This is a genomic window from Roseomonas alba, assembly GCF_019430885.1.
Classification (GTDB): Bacteria; Pseudomonadota; Alphaproteobacteria; order Acetobacterales; family Acetobacteraceae; genus Neoroseomonas; species Neoroseomonas alba.
In genome coordinates, this window is the sequence record NZ_JAHYBZ010000004.1 from 198,279 (window position 1) to 217,739 (window position 19,461).

Sequence of the window (19,461 nt, forward strand, 5' to 3'; positions counted from 1 at the left end):
CCGCTTACCAGGGGTTGCAGCGCACACGAATTTTCATAAACCGTTAGTTGTTCAGGGGCGGGCAGCCCGCTTAGTGCACTGGTTCTGTGAGTCATGGAGGTCGGGACGTGGGAACTGATCAGCGACGGGCAGACGAAGGTCACAGAAGGGCGGCCGCGATCGGTCGTTCCCGGCGCGCATGAACCTGCCTATCGACGATGTCGTGGTCGCCCCCGCGTCTCTGCCCCCCAAGGCGACCATCCTGAACTATCCCTCCCCAGGCGAACGCTTTGCCGGGGCGGTGGACTACCTCCGCGAGGAAGCAGGGATCTGTGGCTGGGTCATGGAACTCGCCGCCCCCGGCCGCCCGCTGGCACTCGGCGTGCGGGCCGGCGAGCGCGAGCTTGCCAGGGGCCACGCCATGCTCGCCCGCCCCGACATCGACGAGGTCGTGGGGCACCGCACGGAATGCGGCTTCATGATCGGCTGGAGCCGCTTCGATGCCGCCGCGCTTGAAGACTTGGCCGGTGAAGCGCCGGAGACGCCGCTCGAGGTCTATCTGCTCGAAACCGGTCAGCTTCTGCCGTTCTGGCGCCACACCGTGCTCGTCGGGCAGGCGCATCGGCTGCGCACCGCCTTCCCGAACGGCGATCGCCAGCCGCGCTACCGTGAACTCAACGACTACCTCGAGATCCAGGATTCGGGCCTGTTCGATAGCGCCTGGTACGAGACGCGCCATGCCTCGCAGCTGGTACCAGGGCTGCCCCCGATCCTCGACTACCTCCGCCAGGGGGAGGCGGCAGGACGGCGGCCCAACTTCTACTTCGACCCGGCCTTCTACGCACGCGCCGCCGGCCTGCCCTCGGCCGAGGGAGCGCTGCTGCACTTCATTCGGCAGGGGAACGGGCCGGCCGCCGCACCGGGCCCGCATTTCGACGCGCGTTGGTATCGCAGTGTTCACGGCGAGTTGCCTGGATCGGCCGCGCTCGCCCACTACCTGGCGCACCGGGACGCGCATGCCCCCAATGAGTGGTTCGACCGCGACCACTATGGCCGGGTCAGCGGCGCGCAGGATGTGGCCGACCTCTACGAGCATTTCGTCACTCAGGGGTTCCCTGCCGGCCTGACCGCCTCCACGCTCTTCGAACCGAAGGGAAAGCGACCGCCGAGCCTGCCCGCCGGCGCATTGCTCTTCCTGCACGCCCTTCGGAACGAGGCAAAGAGAGACGCGGCGGCGCCCGCCAAACCGACAGCATCAGCGCCGGCTTCGATGCCGAAGGCGCCCTCGCCTCCCTCCGAGAAGAAGCCAGCGGAGGAGCCGCCGCCCGCAGAGGCCACCGCGGAGCCGGTCGCAGCAGGCCCCGAAACGCCGCCTGACGCCGCTGCCGCGACCGAGTCCTCGCCGCCCGTTGCCGAGGCCAGTCCGGTGGACGGCACCCCGCCGGCCGCCAAGGTCGCGCCGCCCGCCGGCGAGACCGTCCGCGCGGAGGAAGTGACCCTGCCCGCGCTGGAACGCCATCGCGCCGGGGATACCGATGGGGCCATCGCCGCGGCCGTGGCCTATCTCACCGACACACCGTCCGGCGCTGCCGCCGGCGCGGCGAAGCCGCTCCTGACGGTCGCCCATGGCGCCTTCACCGCGCGCCGGCAGGAGGATGCGCTGCGCATCTACCGCCTGCTTCATGCGCGCGGCTGGCACGATGAACTCGCGCTGCTGCGCCTGATCGAACGCTCCGTCGACGCGCGGGATGCCGTTGCCGCCGCCCCGCTGGTCGAGGAATTCGAACGGCGCGGGCGTGGCGCCGGCAATCCGTGGGCTGCGGTCGCGGTGACGCGCTTTCACCTGCTGCGCGGCGACCGCGCGCGGGCCACTGCGATCCTCACCTCCATCCCGGTCTTCCCGGCCATCGACGCGCAGGCCGAAGCCGTGGTGCTGCATTGCCTGATGGAAGCGGGGCAGCTCACCGAGGCGGCCTCGCGTTCCTCCACTTGGCCGGAGGACGCTGCACCGACATTGTTCGGCGCGCGCTTCCGCCTCGCCGTGCGGCAGGTCGATGCGACCCAGGTGGATCAGCTCCTCGACGATCCCCGCGCCGAGGGGCTGCCGAGTTGGCAACTTGCCGAGGCGATGTTCCTCATGAGCGTTCCGGGCCAGCTGCCGATGGCGCAGCAGCACCGGATCATGCGCCGGCTCAACAGCCTGATCGAGTCACGCGGCTTCAACGACCGCAGCGTCGTTCAGGCGCGGATCCACTTCCTGCTGCAGAGCCAGTCCTGGGACGAGCTTGGCGCCCTGTTCGAATCGATCGAGGCGACACCCTTCGCGCGCGACCGCGAGACCTTGCTGCGCAAGCTCGAATACTATTGCTACGCGGACAATCCCGACGGCGCGGAGCGCATCTACAGCGAGAACTTCCAGGGCACGCCGCTCAACAAGTGGGAGAGCCTCACCATCCTGCGGCTGCTCAGCGAGCTGAAGCGCTGGGAGGATGCGGCGCAGATCCTGGTCGATCACGTCGCCAGGGGTTTCGATTTCAGCGGCGCCGGCCACATGGCGATGCGCGTGGTCCGCAAGAAGGGGCTGCACCAGGCCGTGCTCGACATGCACGGCAAGGCCGAGGTTGCCAGCGAAGCGGGCCTCGACGCCTTCATCACGCTGGTCCAGGAGGATCTTGCGATCGTGCACAGCGCCAAGGCGCTGAGCCCTCGCCCGCAGACCCTCGAAGGCAGCCGCCGCAGCTCCCGCTACCGCAGCAACTGGGTGCTCTCCTCGGGCGGGGAGGAGGATGCGGAGGACGAACAATGCATGTTCCTCTGCACCAACCAGCGCTACTTCCTCTCGCTCCTGACTTTCCTCTGTTCCTTCTTCGGCCAGGCGCCGCAGGCCGGCGGGCGCGTCTTCGTCTTCCTCGACCGCGACGTGCCGCGCCACTGGTACGGGTCGGTCGCCATGGTCGCCGCGCGCTTCAATCGCGCCGTGGAGCTGGTGCCCGAAGCGGAGTTCATGTCGGAGGGCATTGAGCATCGTGTCGAGTACGGCTTCTTCGCCGGCGGCTCGAACCTGTCCCGCGCCGCCTATTTCCGACTCTATGCGGCGCGCTGGCTGCTGGATCGCCACAGCTACAGCCGCGCCGTCTACATGGACACGGACACGATCTGCCGCGCGGACCTGTCCGGCCTGTTCGCACTCGACATCGGTGATGACCTGATCTCCGCGGCGATCGAGGACTACTCGATCGAGGTGATCAACGCCGCCGCTCGCAACAACCTGGATCCGCTCCGCTATTTCAATTCAGGCGTCCTGCTGCTGCGCATGGACGCACCCGAGATCGGTGCCCGCATCGACGAGGCGATCCGCATCTCCGAGGAGGAGCCGGAGCGGCTGGTCTTCCATGACCAGTGCGCGCTCAACATCGTCTTCCAGGGCGCGGCACGACCGCTGCCGCAGCGCTACAACTTCTTCCTCCGTCCCAGCCGGGAACGGAACGGCTACATCGAGGATGGCGCGGTGCTGCACTTCCTCGACAAGCCCAAGCCCTGGGACATCATGTTCGACCGCAACTACCGCGAGGAATGGCGCGTCTGGGCCCTGCTGCTCGGCTCGATCCTGCCGCAGGGCCTCTACGTGGACATCTTTGCCGCGGCGAACCGCGACTGAAGGCGGCGCACCGCGCGGCCGAACGCGACAGGCGCCGCGCGTCCTCCGTCAGGAGGCCGCAAGCATTCGGCGTTCCCGCTCGCCGAGCGCGTCGCGAACAAGGCACCGGGGACTGGCCGGCAGGCCCGAGACGGCAGCGACCTCTCGCGCCTCAGGATGGCGGAGGCCGCAGGCTGCGTGGCGAAGACAATCCGAAGCTATCCCGCCCCTTTGGCACGCATCGTCAACCGGCGGAGTTGATCGGGCTTTCAGGATCCGCCGATGCGGCCATCGGCAAGGTCGACAGACATGTCCCACCCACGATCCGCGGCGCCCGGAGGGTTCCTGTCGGCCGGCTGCCGGGAAGGCTCAACCGGCCGCCAGCCGGCGCAATGCGTCGATGTCGCCGATGGGGCCGAAACCAGCGTCCTCGTGGATCGTCGAGGCCAGCGTCAGGTCGTCGCGATCGCAATCCGATAGGGCCGCCACATCGGCACGGAATACCCGCCAGATCTCATCGGAGGGAACGGTGACGGATTCCAGCGGCCCGACCATCGACCCGCGCATCCTCAGGACTCGGATCCCGTTCCAGCACAGCGTCTCGCCGAGAGCGGACTCTGCAGCGTCGCCCGATGCGCCCGGAACTGTCGAAAAGCGCTGCATGCGCTCGATCTCAGGCCACATGCCGCCCACGATATTGGCGACTTCCGGCGACATGATCAGGAAGGCATCGCCAACCGCGACAATGCGGATGTGGGTGCTCATCACGGTGTGCGCCTCGGTGCAGATATTGAGATCCCGCAGGGAGAGCCTGCGCAGTGCCATGTCGGGGCGCATCCGCAACACTACGTCGAAGCGCATGTTGTTCTCGGCCTCGTAGCGCTCCTTCATCGCAACAGCAGTATGTATTCCCGCAAACATCTTCGCCTGGTTGAGCGACTTCTGCCAGGTGAGCCCTGGGATTCTTGAATAGGTTTCCTCGAAATCATCCTCGTCGCGCACGTAGACATGCGGCGTTTCAAAGAACGCCGAGCATTCCTCGGCCGTTATCGTATCCGACTCGTTGAACAAGCTAAATGTTTGCGGGTAACGCGATGCAAATAAAGCCTGCATCTGCAATGCGGCTGGGAGGCGACCGCGCAGGGATACCGGCAACTTGCGCTGAATCGTATCGGTGGTCCCAAAACCCGCCCCAGTCTTGTTCCAGGTCACGACGAAGACGGTCGCATCAAATTCCTTCAGCGTTGCGCGCGTGATCGGCCATGTTGTGCGGAAGCTGCGTAACTGGCCGGATATGCAGACAGCCACGCGAGGACGCTTCCCCGTATCCCGCGATGCAGAGCGACGCGGCTTCATCGACGCTCTACGGGCGGCGAAGCCCGCCGCGAGCATGGTGAAGTCCTTGCGATGCAGCAGAGGCCAGAGCCGTCCCGTGATGCCGGCAACGCGACATTCCTCCAGGGCACCAAACATTGCGCAACTCGTTGCCAAGCGCAGAGCCATGTCCGCGATACCAGGCTTAAGGTCCGCATCCGGCGCCAGCAGAACATCATCCAGCAATGCTCTTGCCCCGTAGGCATCGCCCCAATATAGGTGAACGTGGATTGCCTGAAGCATCTTTGCCCAATGGCTCGTGGGAAATCGTCGAAGCAGTCGCCAGCAGGCGAAGCAACGAAGTCCCACCACGTTGCCGATTGGCGCTACCACCGGTACAATCCGGACCAGTTCCTCTTCGGTGATCGTGTCGGAGCGCGCCGCCGCAGCCTTCAGATGTGCGGTATAAGGAACATCCTTGGCTGACAGCGCCGCGATCAGATCCCCGTGCGTTGGTGGAGCATCACCTCGCTCCCGCAGCCTCCGTTCCTCGAAATGGTCGAAAATTATCCGCTCTCGCGACAGTATTGCCTTGGCGTCGGCAAGAAAAGGCGATGCATGGCTATCGCTGACCAGTCGCTCCATTTCGGGGATACGGCCCACCATGACGGCCGCATGCATCACGCGGAGCAACATCGGTGTCCTTGCCAGAAGGCCGCGCCGTTGGGCGCTGTGAAAAGCCCCCATAGCAGTGTCGACATCGCCGAGCCGCATGGAGGCATCAATCTGAGCCTCCGCCAGTTCGGATGAGTTCGGAAAATTCGAGCTCGCCTCGTGAAGAAAGGCGAGGCAGTCGCTCATGCGGCCCATACCCAGCAGGACTCGGGCGAAGGCAGTCGCCTGAATCGGATCGGCGCTCGCCGCCTGCCTCGTTTCCGCCATGGCGTTTTCCACACCGGCATCGTCACCATCAAACCAGAGCGCTTCCAGCCGCCTCACCGGGGTAACCGTCATATTTCAATGCCCATCAGAATCATGGTTTGAATCAGGTACACTTGGATTCTGCACGCATCTGTCCGGCATGACGGCCGCGGCAGATGGGTCACAGTCCCAGCACACCATGAAGTGCCAGGGCGTGAGTCGAGAGGCCGCAGCATCCCCCTTGTAGCATGGACCCTTCTGGAGGCTGGCACGCGCCTAGCCTGGTCCGACAGGTTCGGCTTCCAGCGCCTCGTACTCTGCCGGCACCCCGCAGAACACCACGGCCTCCGACGGCACCACCTCGTAGTGGATGCGGCGCCCCTGCCGGATCAGATGATTGTAGATCGGCGCGACATAGAGTTCCGGCGCGCTCGGCGCTGCCCGCTCCGCTGCCAGCGCATCCAGGAAATCCCCCGCGCGCCGGAAATGATACAGCCCCGTGCAGCACAGGTCGGAGATCGGCCGCTTCTCGGCGGTCTCGACCGCCAGCGGCTCCTCCCCCGGCGCCGGCCGCACATAGGACCAGTTCGCCCCCGCGCCGCGAAACACTTCGAGATAGCCATCCGACCCCGCCCACCAGGCACCGGCCGGGAAGGTGAAGCCAGGACGGAAGGTGTCGATGTTGAAGATCGTGACGGGCGTCTCCCCTGCCACCCCCGCCGTGGCCAGGCCAAGTTCCACCGTCTCCGCCTGCCCCGCCGTCGGCGCGTCAAGCATGGCGACGCGCGCATCGCGGATGCCGAGCGCCCGCGCCTCCGCCGCCAGGAAGTCGCCGGTGCCGGCGACGTCGCGCGCGATGAACAGAAAGGGATGGCTGTCGAAATACGCCGCGAAGCTTCCCACCGCGTGCGCGAAGACCGAACGTCCATGCAGCGGCAGCATGTATTTCGGAAGCTGGTAGCCGGCCTCGGTGAAGCGGCGGCTCAGCCCCGCCATGGGAATGACGATCATGCCAGCACCCTGTGCATGGCGCCGAACAGCCGCAGCGCATTGGCCATGAAGGCCCGCTGCCGGTCCGGACGATCCGCATGCAGTGGCAGCATGGACAGGAACAGGCCCACCATGATCGCCTGCACCTCGGTCGAGGTCGCCCCGACGCCGTCCACCGTCACCTCTGCCAGCGCGGATTGCAGCCAGGCCTGCTGCGGCGTCTGTTCGAGCGTCAGGGACAACCGGTAGCCGTCGGTCGCCGACATGCTGTACCGCCCGGCCACGATCTGGTCGTAGCGGCCGAGGATGGAGTGCGCGAGCTTGGCGAGATCGTAGCGCAGATCGCCATAGAGGCCCGGCTCCCCGGCGGCGATGTAGCCACGCGGATCGATGACGCGGATGCGGCGGGCGCGCGAATCATAGAGGATGTTGCTGAAGCAGAAATCGCCATGCATCACGCAGCTTGGCCGCTCGGCCGCGCCGCGCAGTACGTCGGACAATTCCTCGGCGATGCCGAGGAGCGACGGAAAGGGCCGCCCGCCGAAGCTCAGCGGATGACGGATGTCGAAGCCGGTCGCGGCGGCGAAGGTCTCGAGCCGCTCTGCCGTCTTGTCCACCGCCAGGCGCTGCAGCAGCGCAGCCCCCTGCCCCGGCCCCCGATGGCGCGCGCAGAGGGTGAGGAACTCCTCGCAGGATCGCAGGACCTGCGACCAGACCAGATGGCCGGGCGTGCCGAAGACGAAGAGCTCCGAAAGCGTCGGCACGTGGTGATATTCGGTTTCGTAGAAGGCGCGCCCATCCACCTCGCCGCTGTCGATCAGGCGCGCGGAGAAGACCCGCAGCGGCGTCGGGATGTCGCGCAGCCAGGCGGCCTCTGCCTCCATCTTCGCGGTGTCGTCGCTGGATTTGCGAACCGTGCGGCCGTCGACGCGCAGGGAGTTGAAGCTGCGCGCTGTCGTGACGGTGCGGCGGGACCGGAAGAAGGTCTGGAGGTTGCCGAAATCCAGCCAGCCCGGCGCATCGAGCGGTGCCACGGACCGCTGCTCGGCATAGAGATTGATGCCGCCGATGAAATCGCCGCCCGCCCGCGTCAGGCTGCGCACCAGCGTGGCGCTGCTGGCAAAGGAGAAATAGCCCGTCGCCACCGGCCTCTCGGCGGACAGCGAGCCGCCCGGCGGCGTCGAATCGAGGCGCAGGACACGCCCGGACGCGACGGAGGCCACGGCCCAGCCATAGCCATCCGTCGCATGCGAGAGGGCGATGACGTCGAGCAGCGCCGGGTCGATCGCGTCGAACAGCGTATCGCCGTGGAGGATGCGCACCGGCTGGTCCGGACGGCTGATCATGTTCAGCGCGTAGATGACGGATTCGCCCAGTGTCAGGCCGACCGGGACATGGATGAGCGTCGCGTCCAGCTCCTCGAGCCGGCGGCGGTCCTCCGCCGGCGGCGTGTAGCCCTCGGGCACGGTCAGATAGAGGGGGCGGCCGATGGCCAGCCGCGTGAGCTGGTATTCGTAGAGGCGCGCCGTGCCGACCGGCAGGAAGGCCGGAGGCAGATGGCCGAATTCCGCCGCGAGCTCGCCCCCGACATAGGCCCCCGAGGTGACCAGCCAATAGCCGGCCTGCCCTCTCATTGCCCCCCCGCTTCGCCGAACAGGGCCTGGATCTCGGTCGGACTCATGCGCACGAACTCGTCGGGCCGCAGCGCCCGGTCATCGACATAGAAGCCATCGGTGCCGCACCAGGGCTTGCCGACATGGACCTCGTCGAAGGGGATCTCATGCTTGCGCAGCCAATCGAGGATGATCGGCAAAGTCACGACGTTGATTCGTCCGACCTGCCCTTCAAACGTCCGCATGTTGCGCGCGGTGTGGATCACAATCGTGAAGCCATCAGCCTTGTATCGGCGCATCTGCTCTACGACGTCGTGGATCGGCTCGAGTTCGGGATAGGCGAGAGTGGGGTCGCTTCGGGCGATCGTCCCGTCCAGATCCATGATCAGGCGTCGCATATTGGCGCTTTATCCTCGAACCTGTCGCGGAAAACTCTCTCGTGTTTGGTAAAGCGAAGCTATTCCCGCTTCAAGGGGCAGGGACATGAAACTGCGCGTGAACCCCCCGACCGCTTCTCCTCCATACCGTGCATCGGCCATCCCTTCTTCCACCGCATCCATGACGCCCCGCATGCATGTCACATGCCATCGCAAGGACGGCGCCCGGATTGGCCCCCGCCTCGCCGACGGCTGCCGGCCACGATCACCGCGGGAAGGGGACCGCACCCGATCCATCCCACCGGTTTGGATACGACCGTGACTCGGAACGCCGGATAACCTGCGGCTCTATGACCGATGATACCGCAACCCTGCTGGCCGCCGCGCGCAGTGCGCGACGGCAGCGGCGTTTCGAGGAGGCTGTCGCCCTCTTCGATCGCACTCTCGCGCTGGCACCGCAGCACCTCGCCGCGCGCATCGAACGTACGGGAGCACTGGTCCAGGCCGGCCGGGTGCAGGAAGCCGCAGCCGCGGCCGGCACCCTGCTCGCCGAGAATGCCGACCACCCCGCCATCCGCATGGAAGCGGCCGTCGTCGCGCGCGCCCTGGGCCGGCATGAGGAAGCGCTCGACCACTACGAAGTCGCGGCACGGCATGCTGCCGAACCGGGCCCCGCACTGATCAACGTCGCCAACCTGGCGCGCCAGGCGGGCCGGTTGCAGCGTGCGCTGGAAGCCGCCCATGCCGCCACGGAATGCCTGCCAGGCTCCACCGCCGCCTGGATGGCCCTGGCGCTCGCGGCGCGTGCGGCAGAGGAGACCAGCACCGAGCAGGCGGCCCTTCAGCGTGCTGCCGAGGCCGATCCTACCGATCCCGGCCCGCTTCTCGCCCTGGCGCGCGCAGCGATCGCCGCGGGTGACCCTGCGGGTGCGGCCGCGTGGCTCGACGAAGCCCAGGCCCGCGCTCCGGACAGCCCCGCCGCGGCGCTGCAGCGCGGGCATGTGGCACTGACGCTCGGTGACATGGACGGGGCGCTGGAGAGCTTCCGCCGCGCCGTCGCCCTCGACCCGGATCTGCTGGCCGCCCATGCCGGGCTGATCCACTGCCTGCTGCGGCGCGAGGAGATCGACGCAGCTGGAGCCGCGCTGGTCCAGGCGGAAGCCCGCCTGGGCATGCCGCCGGCGCTCGCCGTACAACGTGCCGCGTGGCTACAGCGCCGCGGGCGCGCGACCGAGGCGCGGCCGCTTCTGCGCAGAGCCGCGACGACACCTGGTGAAGGCCGCTTCGCGCGTTGGGAGGCGTGGTGGAGGCTGGAAGCCCGGATCGGCGATGCGGTCGAGCGCGGCGCCTGCCTTGCCGAAGCCCATCCGACAGTGCCGGCGGAGGTCGCCGCTGCGGCGCGCGCCGCCGGCCTCTCGGCCGAGATCGATTTCGACTTCGCGGCGGCTGCGACCGCCTATGACCGCGCCCTTGCCGCAATGCCCACGGACGGCACCGCGATGGACGGACAGGCGCGCCTCGCGGCACTTCGCCTCGATGGCGCGGCCGCGCGTGACTGGCTGCGCCGCCAGGCGCAGGCGGAGGTGGAACTGCGGCGCAAACAGCGCCGAGGGACCAACCCGAGCCAGACGCAGACCGGGCAGATCGCTGCCGAGTTCCGGCTCGACCGCGACGGCTGCTCCGGCCTGCGGCCCTTGCTCGGGCTGCCGCCCGCGATACGCCTGCCGCCGCTGCTGGCCCTGGTCCGCGATCTGCCGGAGTCGACCGCGGCTGCGCTGTGGCTGCTCATCTCGCTACGCCAGGCCGGCGCCCTGGATGTGCTGCCGAGCACGGCGCCAATGACGATCCCGCGGCGGCTGCTCTGGCTTCTTCCGCAGGACGCGCCGGATGCAAGTGCCGCCGTGGCACGGTGGACCGCGGTCAATCCGGGCATCGAGATCGTGCCCATGAACGCGGGCGCGGCGCTGAGCTTCCTGGAATCACGGCATGGCAGCGCCGCACGCATGGCGTGGCGCCGCGCGCGGGACAGGGCGGTGCGCGTGGACCTGCTGCAACTCGTCTGGCTCGCGGAATGCGGTGGCTGGACGGTGCCCCCGGGCGCGTGGGCCGACGCGCCGTTCGAGAGCCTCGGCATCGGCGATGCGACCTTTTGTGCGGCCCAGGAGCTGTGGGGCGCACCGGGCTTCACCCTGCTGGGGGCCGCGCCGGGGCACCCGATCGTGATGAAGGCCGCGGCATCGGTGATCGAGGCGATGGCGCGCGGCGACGAGGACATCCGGTGGCTCCGCAGCGGGCCCGGGCTGCTGGCGCGGATCACGGCCTCGTCACTGGCGGCGGACCCCACGGTGGCAGCCGGGATGCGTCTCGTGACGGGCAGCGCGGCGAACCGTGTGGCGGCGCCGGACCCGTCGCCGTGGTGGAGCAGTGCCAACTTCCGCTGACAGGTGGGCCGCCGATCGTCGGAGGGTCGCGAGCGGTTCCAGCCGGTCGACGCGGCAAACCTCGTCGCGCGCCTGACCGGTGCCGGTCAGATGCCGTCCGCGCCGGGCTCCGTCCAGGGTGCTGCCACATCCGGCCGCCCGCGCCGCATGCGACCGCGCGAGAGCTCTGTGACGACGCCATGCAGGGTGCGCAATTCCTGTTCCGTCACTTCCCCGCGCTGGAACCAGTGGCGCAGGTTGCGCACCATGCCGGGGCGCTTTTCGAGATTGTCGAGGAAACCGGTGGCGTCGAGTTCGCCGACCAGCCGGTTCAGGAACATCTCGAGTTCACCCTTGGTGGCTACGCGCGTCTCGTTGGTCATCAGCGCGCGTGGCGGGGTGACCTCGGCAGCCGTCCACCATTCATAGGCGAGGATCATCACCGCCTGGGCAAGATTGAGCGACATGTGCTCCGGGTTGAGCGGATAGCGCACGAGGGTATCGGCGCAGGCCATGTCCTCATTCTCCAGCCCCGCGCGTTCGGGGCCGAACAGCACCGCGGACCGCAGACCGCGGGAAGCGATCTCGCGCAGGTCCTCGGCCGCGGCGCGCGCAGTGCGCACAGGGATGACAATGTGGCGCGGACGCGGGCAGGTCGCGAAGACTCGATGGCAGTCGGCGACCGCCGCCTCCACCGTGTCGAAGACCTGCGCGTCATCCAGGATGACGTCCGCGCCCGACGCCGCCGGATAGGCGTCCGCCTGCGGCCAGCCGTCGCGCGGGGCGACGATGCGCAGGTCGTATAATCCGCCATTGGCCATGGCGCGCGCCGTGGTGCCGATGTTGCGCGCCATCTGCGGCCGGACAAGGACGACGACCGGTGTTGCGCCCTCCGGCCGCGTCAGTCGCGCGCGGCCGTCCTTGCGGCCGCCGGTCATGCGCGGCGCCAGGTGGTGCCGCCGGGACCGTCCTCGAGCAGGATGCCCTGGGCCTTCAGCTCGTCGCGGATGCGGTCGGCCTCGGCCCAGTTGCGGTCCTTGCGGGCCGCGAGGCGGGCCGCGATTGCGGCCTCGACCGCGCCGGCCTCCCCGGCATCGCCCTGGAGCCAGACGGAGGGATCGCCCGTCGCGACGCCCAGAACGGAAGCAACCTCACGGAAGGCCGTGGCGGCCACGCCCGGCGCGGGCGGCGTCGTCAGTCCCGCGCGTTCCATCGCGACGGCAGGGGAACCGCCGACGGTCACCGCGTTCTCCAGCGTGCGCAGGTCTCGCAGGCGCGCGAGTGCGAGCGGGGTGTTCAGATCGTCGAGCAGCGGCGCGATGGCCCAGCCCGCAAGCTGCTCCACCGCAGGGCCGCCCGGCGCAGCCGGCGCGCGCGACAGCATGGCGTAGTGGTCGTCAAGTTCCGCCTTGGCCTCGCGCAGCGCCTCGACGGTGAAGTCCAGCGCCTGGCGGTAATGCGTGCGCAGCAGCAGCAGGCGGAAGGCCTCGCCGGCCCAGGGGCCCTCGGCGAGGATGTCGCGCACCGTGCGGAAATTGCCGAGCGACTTCGACATCTTCTCGCCGTCGACGAGCAGCATGCCGTTGTGCATCCAGTAGTGCGCGAAGTGATGCCCGGGGAAGGCGCAGACGGATTGCGCGACCTCGTTCTCATGATGCGGGAAGATCAGGTCGTGCCCGCCGCCATGGATGTCGAATTCCTCGCCGAGATGCTTCCACGACATCGCCGAGCATTCGATGTGCCAGCCCGGACGCCCGCGGCCCCAGGGGCTGTCCCAGCCCGGCGTGGCGTCGTCGGAGGGCTTCCACAGCACGAAGTCGCCCGCATCGCGCTTGTAGGGCGCGACATCGACGCGCGCGCCGGCGAGCAGTTCATCCGGCGTGCGGCCCGACAGCTTGCCGTAGTCGGCGAAGGACGGGACGGAGAACAGCACATGCCCATCCGCGGCATAGGCGTGGCCGTTCGCGATCAGGCGCTCGATCAGCGCGATCATCTCATGGATATGGCCGGTCGCGCGCGGTTCCACGTCGGGCGGCAGCGCGTTCAGCGCGGCCATGTCGCGATGGAAGTCTTCCGTGGTGCGGGCGGTGATAGCGCCAATGGTCTCGCCGGATTCCCGCGACCGCGCGTTGATCTTGTCGTCCACATCCGTGATGTTCCGGACGTAGGTGACCTTCGGGTAGAGCCGCCGCAGCAGCCGCGCCAGCACGTCGAACACCACGACCGGCCGTGCATTGCCCAGATGCGCAAGGTCATAGACCGTCGGCCCGCAGACATACATCCGCACATGGCTGGGATCGATCGGCACGAAACGGCGTTTCGTGCGCGCGGCGCTGTCGTGAATGAGAAGATCGGTCATGGCGGTGTCCGGCAGATCAGGGGACGTCGTGCAGGCGCGCAGGGAAGGAGATTCCCCGGGAGGGCGGTTCAGCGACAGAGCGCGCGCGCGCGGAGCCTGGACACGGACATGGCGTTCTTATGGCGCGGAACCCGGCGGGGGTTCAAGGACCCAATACGGTGGACAACCGGGGCAGTCCATGGCGGGAGCCTGGGCATGGCTGCCTCATCGGGCGCCCGAGGTTTCATGCGCCGTCAGGCCGGCTGCAGCGGCGCGCCATGGCGGCCGCCGCGATCACCACGCAGCGTTCGAACAATTCCAGCGAGTCGAAGGGCAGGCTGCCCTGGTCTGGCAGCAGGATCGGATGCCCGCCGGTCTGCTCCACGGCGCCCGCGATCATCAGGTTGTCGGGCAGGCCGAAGCCGCCCACGGTCAGCCCCGCCACGGGGTCCGGCACGGCCTCGATCTGGCTGGCGCTGCGCGCTGCGAAGCCTTCGGCGCTGTTCGAATAGGCGAAGACAGGGCGGTTGCGGCCCAGGAACCAGCCGAGTTCCACCAGCGTCCCCGCATCGGCCGAGGCGCCCCGGAACGGCGTGAGATTGACGATGGCGAGGTCGCTCGCCTCCATCATCGCCATGTCCTTCGCGAAGATCGCCCGCCAGGCGTCCTGCGCCGGCATCGCGGCCAGCGTCGCGATGTCCTCGTTCAGGGGAGGCCGGGCGTGCAGGCCGTGGCGGGCGCAGATCTCGGCCTTGCGCCGCGCATGCGCGGGCGCGTCGGGCAGGAAGACATCAGGGCCGGCAAGGTAGGCGATGGGACGCATGGCCCATCATCGCATGCCGGCATTGCCGCGCCACCTGGGCGTCGCCCCCGCCGGCAAGCGCGGATCCTACGCTTCGGCGCTGCCCGCCAGGCGCAGGCGCAGCGCCGCGCGCTCCCGCCCGATCAGCGGCAGCAGGGTGGCGAGGTCCGGCCCGTGATCCTCCCCGGTCAGGGCGAGGCGCAGGGGCAGGAACAGCGCCTTGCCCTTGCGGCCGGTGGCGATCTTCAGCGCCTCCGTCCAGTTGCGCCAGGTGTCGCCGTGCCAGGGTTCCGGCGGCAGGGCGGCGAGCGCCTCGCGCAGGAAGGTCCCCTCCCCGTCCAGCACCGGCGGGACGATGGTGCCACGCACGATGTCGAACCAGGGCCGCGCCTCCCGCATCAGGTCGAGGTTGCCGCGCACCGCGAGCCAGAATTCCTCGTCGGCCTCCTCGGGCAGGCGGTCGCGCACGTCCTCGAAGGACGCCTCGTGCAGCACGCGCCGGTTCAGCGCGAGCAATTGCCGCGTATCGAAGCGCGCCGTGGCATGGGAGACGCGGGTGATGTCGTAGCCCGGCGCCAGATCGGCCGGCATGCCCGGCACAGGGTCCGCCGAGGTGCCGAGTGCCGCCATGTAGCCCACCAGCGCCGCCGGCTCGATCCCGTCCTTGCGCAGATGCCGCAGCGAGATCGACCCCAGCCGCTTCGACAGCGGCCCGCCATCCTGGTCCGTCAGCAGCGGCATGTGCCCGAAGGCGAGCTTGTTCGGATGCCCGCCCAGCGCCTCGAACAGGTCGAGCTGGATGCCGGTGTTGGTGACGTGGTCCTCGCCGCGGATGATGTGCGTGATGCCCATCTCCAGATCGTCGACGACCGAGGTGAAGGTATAGAGCGGCGACCCATCCGCCCGCACCAGCACGGGATCGGAGATCGCCTGGAGCTTCACGCTGCGATCGCCCAGCACCAGGTCGCGCCAGGCCACCGACCGCGACGACAGCTTGAACCGCCAATAGGGCTGCTTGCCATTCGCCAGCGCGCGGTCGATCTGCTCCTGCGTCATCTTCAGCGCCTCGCGGTCATAGACCGGGGGGCGGCCCTCGCGGCGGCGGCGTTCGCGCTTGTAGGCGAGTTCCTCCTCCGTCTCGAAGCAGGGATAGAGGCGCCCCGACGCCTTCAGCGTTTCGGCGGCAGCGGCGTAGCGGTCCAGCCGATCGGACTGCGACACGCGCTCATCCCAATCGAGGCCGAGCCAATGCAGGTCTTCCTCGATCGCCGCCGCATATTCGGGCTTCGACCGTTCGAGGTCGGTGTCGTCCAGGCGCAGGATGAAGGCCCCGCCATCGCGACGCGCGACGAGCCAGTTGGCGAGCGCCGCGCGCAGATTGCCGACATGCAGCAACCCGGTCGGCGAAGGAGCAAAGCGGAGTTTCATCGGTTCGGATCAAGCGCCTGATAGTCGGTGTCGGCCTTGCGCGCGGCCGGATTGGCGATGCAGTGGTCTAGCCAGGCCTGCAATTCGAAGCCCGGCGCGATGGCGTATTCGCCGAAGGAGAGATACGCCTCGCGCAGTTCCGCCGCATCGGCGTATTCGCCGCGCAGGCCCTCGATCTGGTCGCGCACGAAGCGGCGGGCGTATTCGGTGGCGGCGTCAGCCGTGCGGAAGCCGGGGACTTCCCACTCCTCGTCCGGGTCCTGGTAGTGCGCGAAATCGCCGCAGAGGACGGTGTGAGTCATGGAGCAGTCGATCGGAGAAGCGTTGTCCCTCCAAGCCACACCATCGGCCTGATTGCACTGTTGCAGTTGGAGGGGCTCTGCCCCTCCAAACCACCCCGCCAAGTGCTTGGAGCACTTGGAACGCAATCTATTGGCACCAAGCGCCATGGTCGCGCCGCCCCCTCCGAACACTCTTCGTGCGCAAAGGCGGGCTTCGGCACCATTCTGCCTGCGGTGCACGGTGCCAAGTGACGGTTTCCAAAGGCCCTGTGGCCTTTGGTGGGGTGAGTCCGAGAGGGGCAAAGCCCCTCTCGGTTCCACAGCGAAAGGCCAGGAGCCCGTCGGCGCGTCACGCCTCGTCCTCCTCGTCGTCCTCATCCTCGTCGTGCCGAGGATCGAGAACGCGCCAGTTGCGTTCCTCCGCGTCACGCACGGGGCTGTCGGCGAAGTCCTTCAGTTCCGAGCGGCTGACCCAGGCATCGTCACCGGCGCCCAACACCTCGGCGTCCTCGCCAAACGCGAACCAGGCATCCAGCACGGCCTTGGCGTCCGCACCCGGCGCGCGGCAGCGTTCGACGGAATCGCGCACGTAGCGGCGGGCGAAGGCGTTGGCGTGCTCGATGCTGAGGAAGCCCTTGACGGTCTCGACCGGCTCGTCGCCGTTCGCGCCGGACATGTCCATGATTTGCACCGCGAATTCGCCTTCGGGGAAGACCTGGGCTTCGAATTCCTCGCTCATCGGATCAGCGCCGTGAAGCCGTTGGTGATGGGATAGCGCCGGTCACGGCCGAAGGCGCGGGCGGTGATCTTCACCCCCGGCGGCGCCTGGCGGCGCTTGTATTCCGCGCGGTCGAGCAGCTTCCACACGCGCAGCACGGTCGGGCGGTCGAAGCCTTCCGCGACCACGGCGTCGACGGATTTCTCGCCCTCGATCAGGGCTTCCAGGATGGCGTCCAGCACCTCGTAGGGCGGCAGGCTGTCCTGGTCCTTCTGGTCAGGGCGGAGTTCGGCGCTGGGCGGCTTGGTGATGACACGCTCGGGCATCACGGCGCCGGCGGGGCCGAGGCCGCCTTCCGGGAAGTGCGCGTTGCGCCAGCGGCACAGCGCGAAGACCATGGTCTTGTAGACATCCTTCAGCACGGAATAGCCGCCGGCCATGTCGCCATAGATGGTGGCGTAGCCGGTCGACATCTCGGACTTGTTGCCGGTGGTCAGCAGCATGTCGCCGAACTTGTTCGACAACGCCATCAGCGTGACGCCGCGGATGCGCGACTGGATGTTCTCTTCCGTGATGTCGGGGGCGCGGTTGCCGAAGACCGGCGCGAGCATGCCGGTGAAGGCGTCCATCGCCGGGCCGATGCCGATGGTATCGTAGCGGATGCCGAGGAGCCGCGCGCACTCCGCGGCATCCTCCAGGCTCTCCGGGCTGGTGTAGGGCGAGGGCATCATCACGCAGCGCACGCGGTCCGCGCCCAGCGCATCGACCGCGACGGCGGCCGAGATCGCGGAATCGATGCCGCCCGACAGGCCCAGCACCACGCCCGGGAAGCCGTTCTTGTTCACATAATCCCGCAGGCCCAGTGTCATCGCGCCATAGACCTGCCCGAGCGTCTCCGGCGGCGGCACCACCGCGCCGGGCTTGCAGACGAGGCGGTCGCCCTCGCGGTGCCATTCGGTCAACCGCACTTCCTCGGCGAAGGACGGCAGCAGCGCGGCGAGCGACCGGTCGGGGTTCAGCACGAAGGAGGCGCCGTCGAAGACGATCTCGTCTTGCGCCCCCACCTGGGCGAGGAAGACGAAGGGCAGCCCCGTCTCCACCACCCGCGTCACCGCCAAAGGCAGGCGCTGTCGGTCATGCTTGTCCGCCTCGAAGGGCGAACCGTTGATCGACAGCAGGATCTCCGCGCCTGTCTCGCACAGCGTCTCGGCGCAGGTGGGCAGCCACCAATCCTCGCAGACCATCAGGCCGAGCCGGAAGCCGCGGAAGGCGATCGGGCCCGGCACCGGGCCGGCATCGAAGACACGCTTCTCGTCGAAAACGCCGTAATTCGGCAGCTCGTGCTTGGCCCGCCGCGCGACGATCTTCCCGCCATCGAGCAGGAAGGCCGCGTTGTGCAGCTTCTCCCCATCCTGCCAGGGGCCGCCGACGATGAGCGCCGGGCCACCATCGGCGGTCTCGGCGGCGAGGGCCGCGATGACCTCGGCGCAGGCGGCGACGTAAGCCGGCTTGCGGACCAGATCCTCGGGCAGGTAGCCGCCGACGGAGAATTCCGGCGTCACCACCAGGTCGGCGCCGAGGCGCGCCCCTTCGGCGCGGGCGGCGCGGATGCGGTCGGCGTTCTTTGTGAGCGCCCCCACATGGGTGGTGTTGATCTGCGCAAGCGCGATCTTCAGCGTGTCGGCCATGATGGGCGGAACCTAGGGATGCGGGTTCGGGGGGTCAACGCGATGCCGCGACGCCAAGCACCATTCCGGCCGTGACCACTGCCAGCCCGGCGAGCCCCGCCGCGCCCAACGGTTCCCCCAGCAGCGGCCAGGCGGCAAGCGCGGTCATCCCCGGCACCAGGGAGGTGATGGTGCTGGTGGTCGCCGCCCCGATGGCATTCATCGCCCGGGTGAACAGGAAACCGGCCAGCAGGACCGCGAAAAGCCCCTGATACAGGGTCTGGAAGATCACCGGCCCGATCGGCGCGGCCACGAGCGTGTCGCCCCCGAACACCCACCACAGCGGCAGCGTCACCGGCGCGCCGAGCAGCATGACGGCCAGCGTCGAATCCAGCGCCGTCAGCCGCCAGCGCCGCACGCACAGCATGTAGATCGCCCAGGACAGCCCCCCGATCGGAAACGCCAGATCCCCCCGCCACGCCCCCGGCCAAGCGCCGAAGGTATCCCAGGCGATCAGCGCGATCCCGGCCGCGACCAGGACGAGGCAGACCAGGCGCCGCCTGCTCCAGGCCTCGCCGAAGGCCACCCACCACACCACCGCGATGATGAAGGGCAGCAGCCCGGGCAGCAGCACCGCCCCATGCGCCGCGGGCGCCTGGGAGAAGCCAAAGAAAGCCGCATAGGGAAAGCCGAAGCCGGCAAAGACCGTCAGCACCGCCGCGCGCTGAAGCGTCATGCGTGGCCAGCCGCGCCAGGCGAGGATCGGCAGCGCCGCGGCGAAAGCCCCAACATGGCGCAGCATCATCATGTCGAAGGGCGTCAGCCCGATCGAGGGCGACAGCCGCGCGCTGAGCAGGAAGCCCGACCAGACGAACAGGACGCCGAAGGCGCAGGCGAAGCCGATGCGGCGCTCGCGCGCCTCGGCACTGTGGGGGATGGCCGCAGCGGCCCGCGAGGTCTCGGCCATGTCCCGCCC

The 19,461-nt window shown here is 68.6% G+C and carries 14 protein-coding genes; 2 read left to right on the forward strand and 12 right to left on the reverse strand.

Going from position 1 to position 19,461, the window contains the following annotated elements:
• Positions 1–178 precede the first annotated feature (178 nt).
• Entirely contained in the window at positions 179–3,637 is a 3,459-nt protein-coding gene (locus tag KPL78_RS12690; protein WP_219763331.1) for a glycosyltransferase, read from the forward strand.
• Positions 3,638–3,985: 348 nt separating this feature from the next.
• On the opposite strand, the gene KPL78_RS12695 is transcribed toward KPL78_RS12690, so the two are convergent.
• The 4 genes from KPL78_RS12695 to KPL78_RS12710 all read right to left on the reverse strand — a co-directional run bounded on the left by KPL78_RS12695 (position 3,986) and on the right by KPL78_RS12710 (position 8,852).
• Entirely contained in the window at positions 3,986–5,944 is a 1,959-nt protein-coding gene (locus KPL78_RS12695) for a tetratricopeptide repeat protein (RefSeq protein ID WP_219763332.1), read from the reverse strand.
• Between the two features lie 183 nt (positions 5,945–6,127).
• Positions 6,128–6,862, reverse strand: a complete 735-nt coding sequence (locus KPL78_RS12700; protein WP_219763333.1) for a glycosyltransferase family 2 protein — start codon at positions 6,860–6,862, stop codon at positions 6,128–6,130.
• On the reverse strand, positions 6,859–8,475 hold the full coding sequence (locus KPL78_RS12705; RefSeq protein ID WP_219763334.1) for an aminoglycoside phosphotransferase family protein: 1,617 nt from the start codon (positions 8,473–8,475) through the stop codon (positions 6,859–6,861). The genes KPL78_RS12700 and KPL78_RS12705 overlap by 4 nt, the downstream gene beginning before the upstream one ends.
• On the reverse strand, positions 8,472–8,852 hold the full coding sequence (locus KPL78_RS12710) for an HAD family hydrolase (RefSeq protein ID WP_219763335.1): 381 nt from the start codon (positions 8,850–8,852) through the stop codon (positions 8,472–8,474). Before KPL78_RS12710 ends, KPL78_RS12705 begins: the two co-directional genes overlap by 4 nt.
• A gap of 329 nt (positions 8,853–9,181) precedes the next feature.
• Between KPL78_RS12710 and KPL78_RS12715 the strand changes: the two genes are divergently transcribed.
• Complete coding sequence (locus KPL78_RS12715) at positions 9,182–11,272, forward strand: tetratricopeptide repeat protein (protein WP_219763336.1); 2,091 nt, start codon at positions 9,182–9,184, stop codon at positions 11,270–11,272.
• Positions 11,273–11,358: 86 nt separating this feature from the next.
• On the opposite strand, the gene KPL78_RS12720 is transcribed toward KPL78_RS12715, so the two are convergent.
• The 8 genes from KPL78_RS12720 to KPL78_RS12755 all read right to left on the reverse strand — a co-directional run bounded on the left by KPL78_RS12720 (position 11,359) and on the right by KPL78_RS12755 (position 19,452).
• Positions 11,359–12,189, reverse strand: coding sequence for an RNA methyltransferase (locus tag KPL78_RS12720; protein ID WP_219763337.1), 831 nt, complete (start codon positions 12,187–12,189; stop codon positions 11,359–11,361).
• Complete coding sequence (gene cysS, locus KPL78_RS12725; protein WP_219763338.1) at positions 12,186–13,610, reverse strand: cysteine--tRNA ligase; 1,425 nt, start codon at positions 13,608–13,610, stop codon at positions 12,186–12,188. Before cysS ends, KPL78_RS12720 begins: the two co-directional genes overlap by 4 nt.
• Before the next feature lie 223 nt (positions 13,611–13,833).
• Complete coding sequence (locus KPL78_RS12730) at positions 13,834–14,412, reverse strand: nucleoside 2-deoxyribosyltransferase (RefSeq protein ID WP_219763339.1); 579 nt, start codon at positions 14,410–14,412, stop codon at positions 13,834–13,836.
• A 66-nt stretch (positions 14,413–14,478) separates the two neighbouring features.
• The gene (gene gltX / locus KPL78_RS12735) at positions 14,479–15,819 is read right to left on the reverse strand and encodes a glutamate--tRNA ligase (protein ID WP_219763340.1); all 1,341 of its coding nucleotides are present in this window, start codon (positions 15,817–15,819) and stop codon (positions 14,479–14,481) included.
• Complete coding sequence (locus KPL78_RS12740; protein ID WP_219763341.1) at positions 15,816–16,121, reverse strand: hypothetical protein; 306 nt, start codon at positions 16,119–16,121, stop codon at positions 15,816–15,818. The genes gltX and KPL78_RS12740 overlap by 4 nt, the downstream gene beginning before the upstream one ends.
• 328 nt (positions 16,122–16,449) lie before the next feature.
• Positions 16,450–16,839, reverse strand: coding sequence for a hypothetical protein (locus tag KPL78_RS12745; protein ID WP_219763342.1), 390 nt, complete (start codon positions 16,837–16,839; stop codon positions 16,450–16,452).
• A complete protein-coding gene (locus KPL78_RS12750; protein WP_219763343.1) occupies positions 16,836–18,506 on the reverse strand; it encodes an NAD+ synthase in 1,671 nt (556 codons plus the stop codon). The genes KPL78_RS12745 and KPL78_RS12750 overlap by 4 nt, the downstream gene beginning before the upstream one ends.
• A gap of 34 nt (positions 18,507–18,540) precedes the next feature.
• On the reverse strand, positions 18,541–19,452 hold the full coding sequence (locus KPL78_RS12755; protein WP_219763344.1) for a DMT family transporter: 912 nt from the start codon (positions 19,450–19,452) through the stop codon (positions 18,541–18,543).
• Positions 19,453–19,461: the final 9 nt, after the last annotated feature.

What these genes read in the sequence shown, in the direction of transcription:
- KPL78_RS12690 (WP_219763331.1), top strand. Translation starts at nt 179, where the DNA reads ATGAACCTGCCTATCGACGATGTCGTGGTCGCCCCCGCGTCTCTGCCC.
- KPL78_RS12695 (WP_219763332.1), bottom strand. Translation starts at nt 5,944, where the DNA reads ATGACGGTTACCCCGGTGAGGCGGCTGGAAGCGCTCTGGTTTGATGGT.
- KPL78_RS12700 (WP_219763333.1), bottom strand. Translation starts at nt 6,862, where the DNA reads ATGATCGTCATTCCCATGGCGGGGCTGAGCCGCCGCTTCACCGAGGCC.
- KPL78_RS12705 (WP_219763334.1), bottom strand. Translation starts at nt 8,475, where the DNA reads ATGAGAGGGCAGGCCGGCTATTGGCTGGTCACCTCGGGGGCCTATGTC.
- KPL78_RS12710 (WP_219763335.1), bottom strand. Translation starts at nt 8,852, where the DNA reads ATGCGACGCCTGATCATGGATCTGGACGGGACGATCGCCCGAAGCGAC.
- KPL78_RS12715 (WP_219763336.1), top strand. Translation starts at nt 9,182, where the DNA reads ATGACCGATGATACCGCAACCCTGCTGGCCGCCGCGCGCAGTGCGCGA.
- KPL78_RS12720 (WP_219763337.1), bottom strand. Translation starts at nt 12,189, where the DNA reads ATGACCGGCGGCCGCAAGGACGGCCGCGCGCGACTGACGCGGCCGGAG.
- cysS (WP_219763338.1), bottom strand. Translation starts at nt 13,610, where the DNA reads ATGACCGATCTTCTCATTCACGACAGCGCCGCGCGCACGAAACGCCGT.
- KPL78_RS12730 (WP_219763339.1), bottom strand. Translation starts at nt 14,412, where the DNA reads ATGCGTCCCATCGCCTACCTTGCCGGCCCTGATGTCTTCCTGCCCGAC.
- gltX (WP_219763340.1), bottom strand. Translation starts at nt 15,819, where the DNA reads ATGAAACTCCGCTTTGCTCCTTCGCCGACCGGGTTGCTGCATGTCGGC.
- KPL78_RS12740 (WP_219763341.1), bottom strand. Translation starts at nt 16,121, where the DNA reads ATGACTCACACCGTCCTCTGCGGCGATTTCGCGCACTACCAGGACCCG.
- KPL78_RS12745 (WP_219763342.1), bottom strand. Translation starts at nt 16,839, where the DNA reads ATGAGCGAGGAATTCGAAGCCCAGGTCTTCCCCGAAGGCGAATTCGCG.
- KPL78_RS12750 (WP_219763343.1), bottom strand. Translation starts at nt 18,506, where the DNA reads ATGGCCGACACGCTGAAGATCGCGCTTGCGCAGATCAACACCACCCAT.
- KPL78_RS12755 (WP_219763344.1), bottom strand. Translation starts at nt 19,452, where the DNA reads ATGGCCGAGACCTCGCGGGCCGCTGCGGCCATCCCCCACAGTGCCGAG.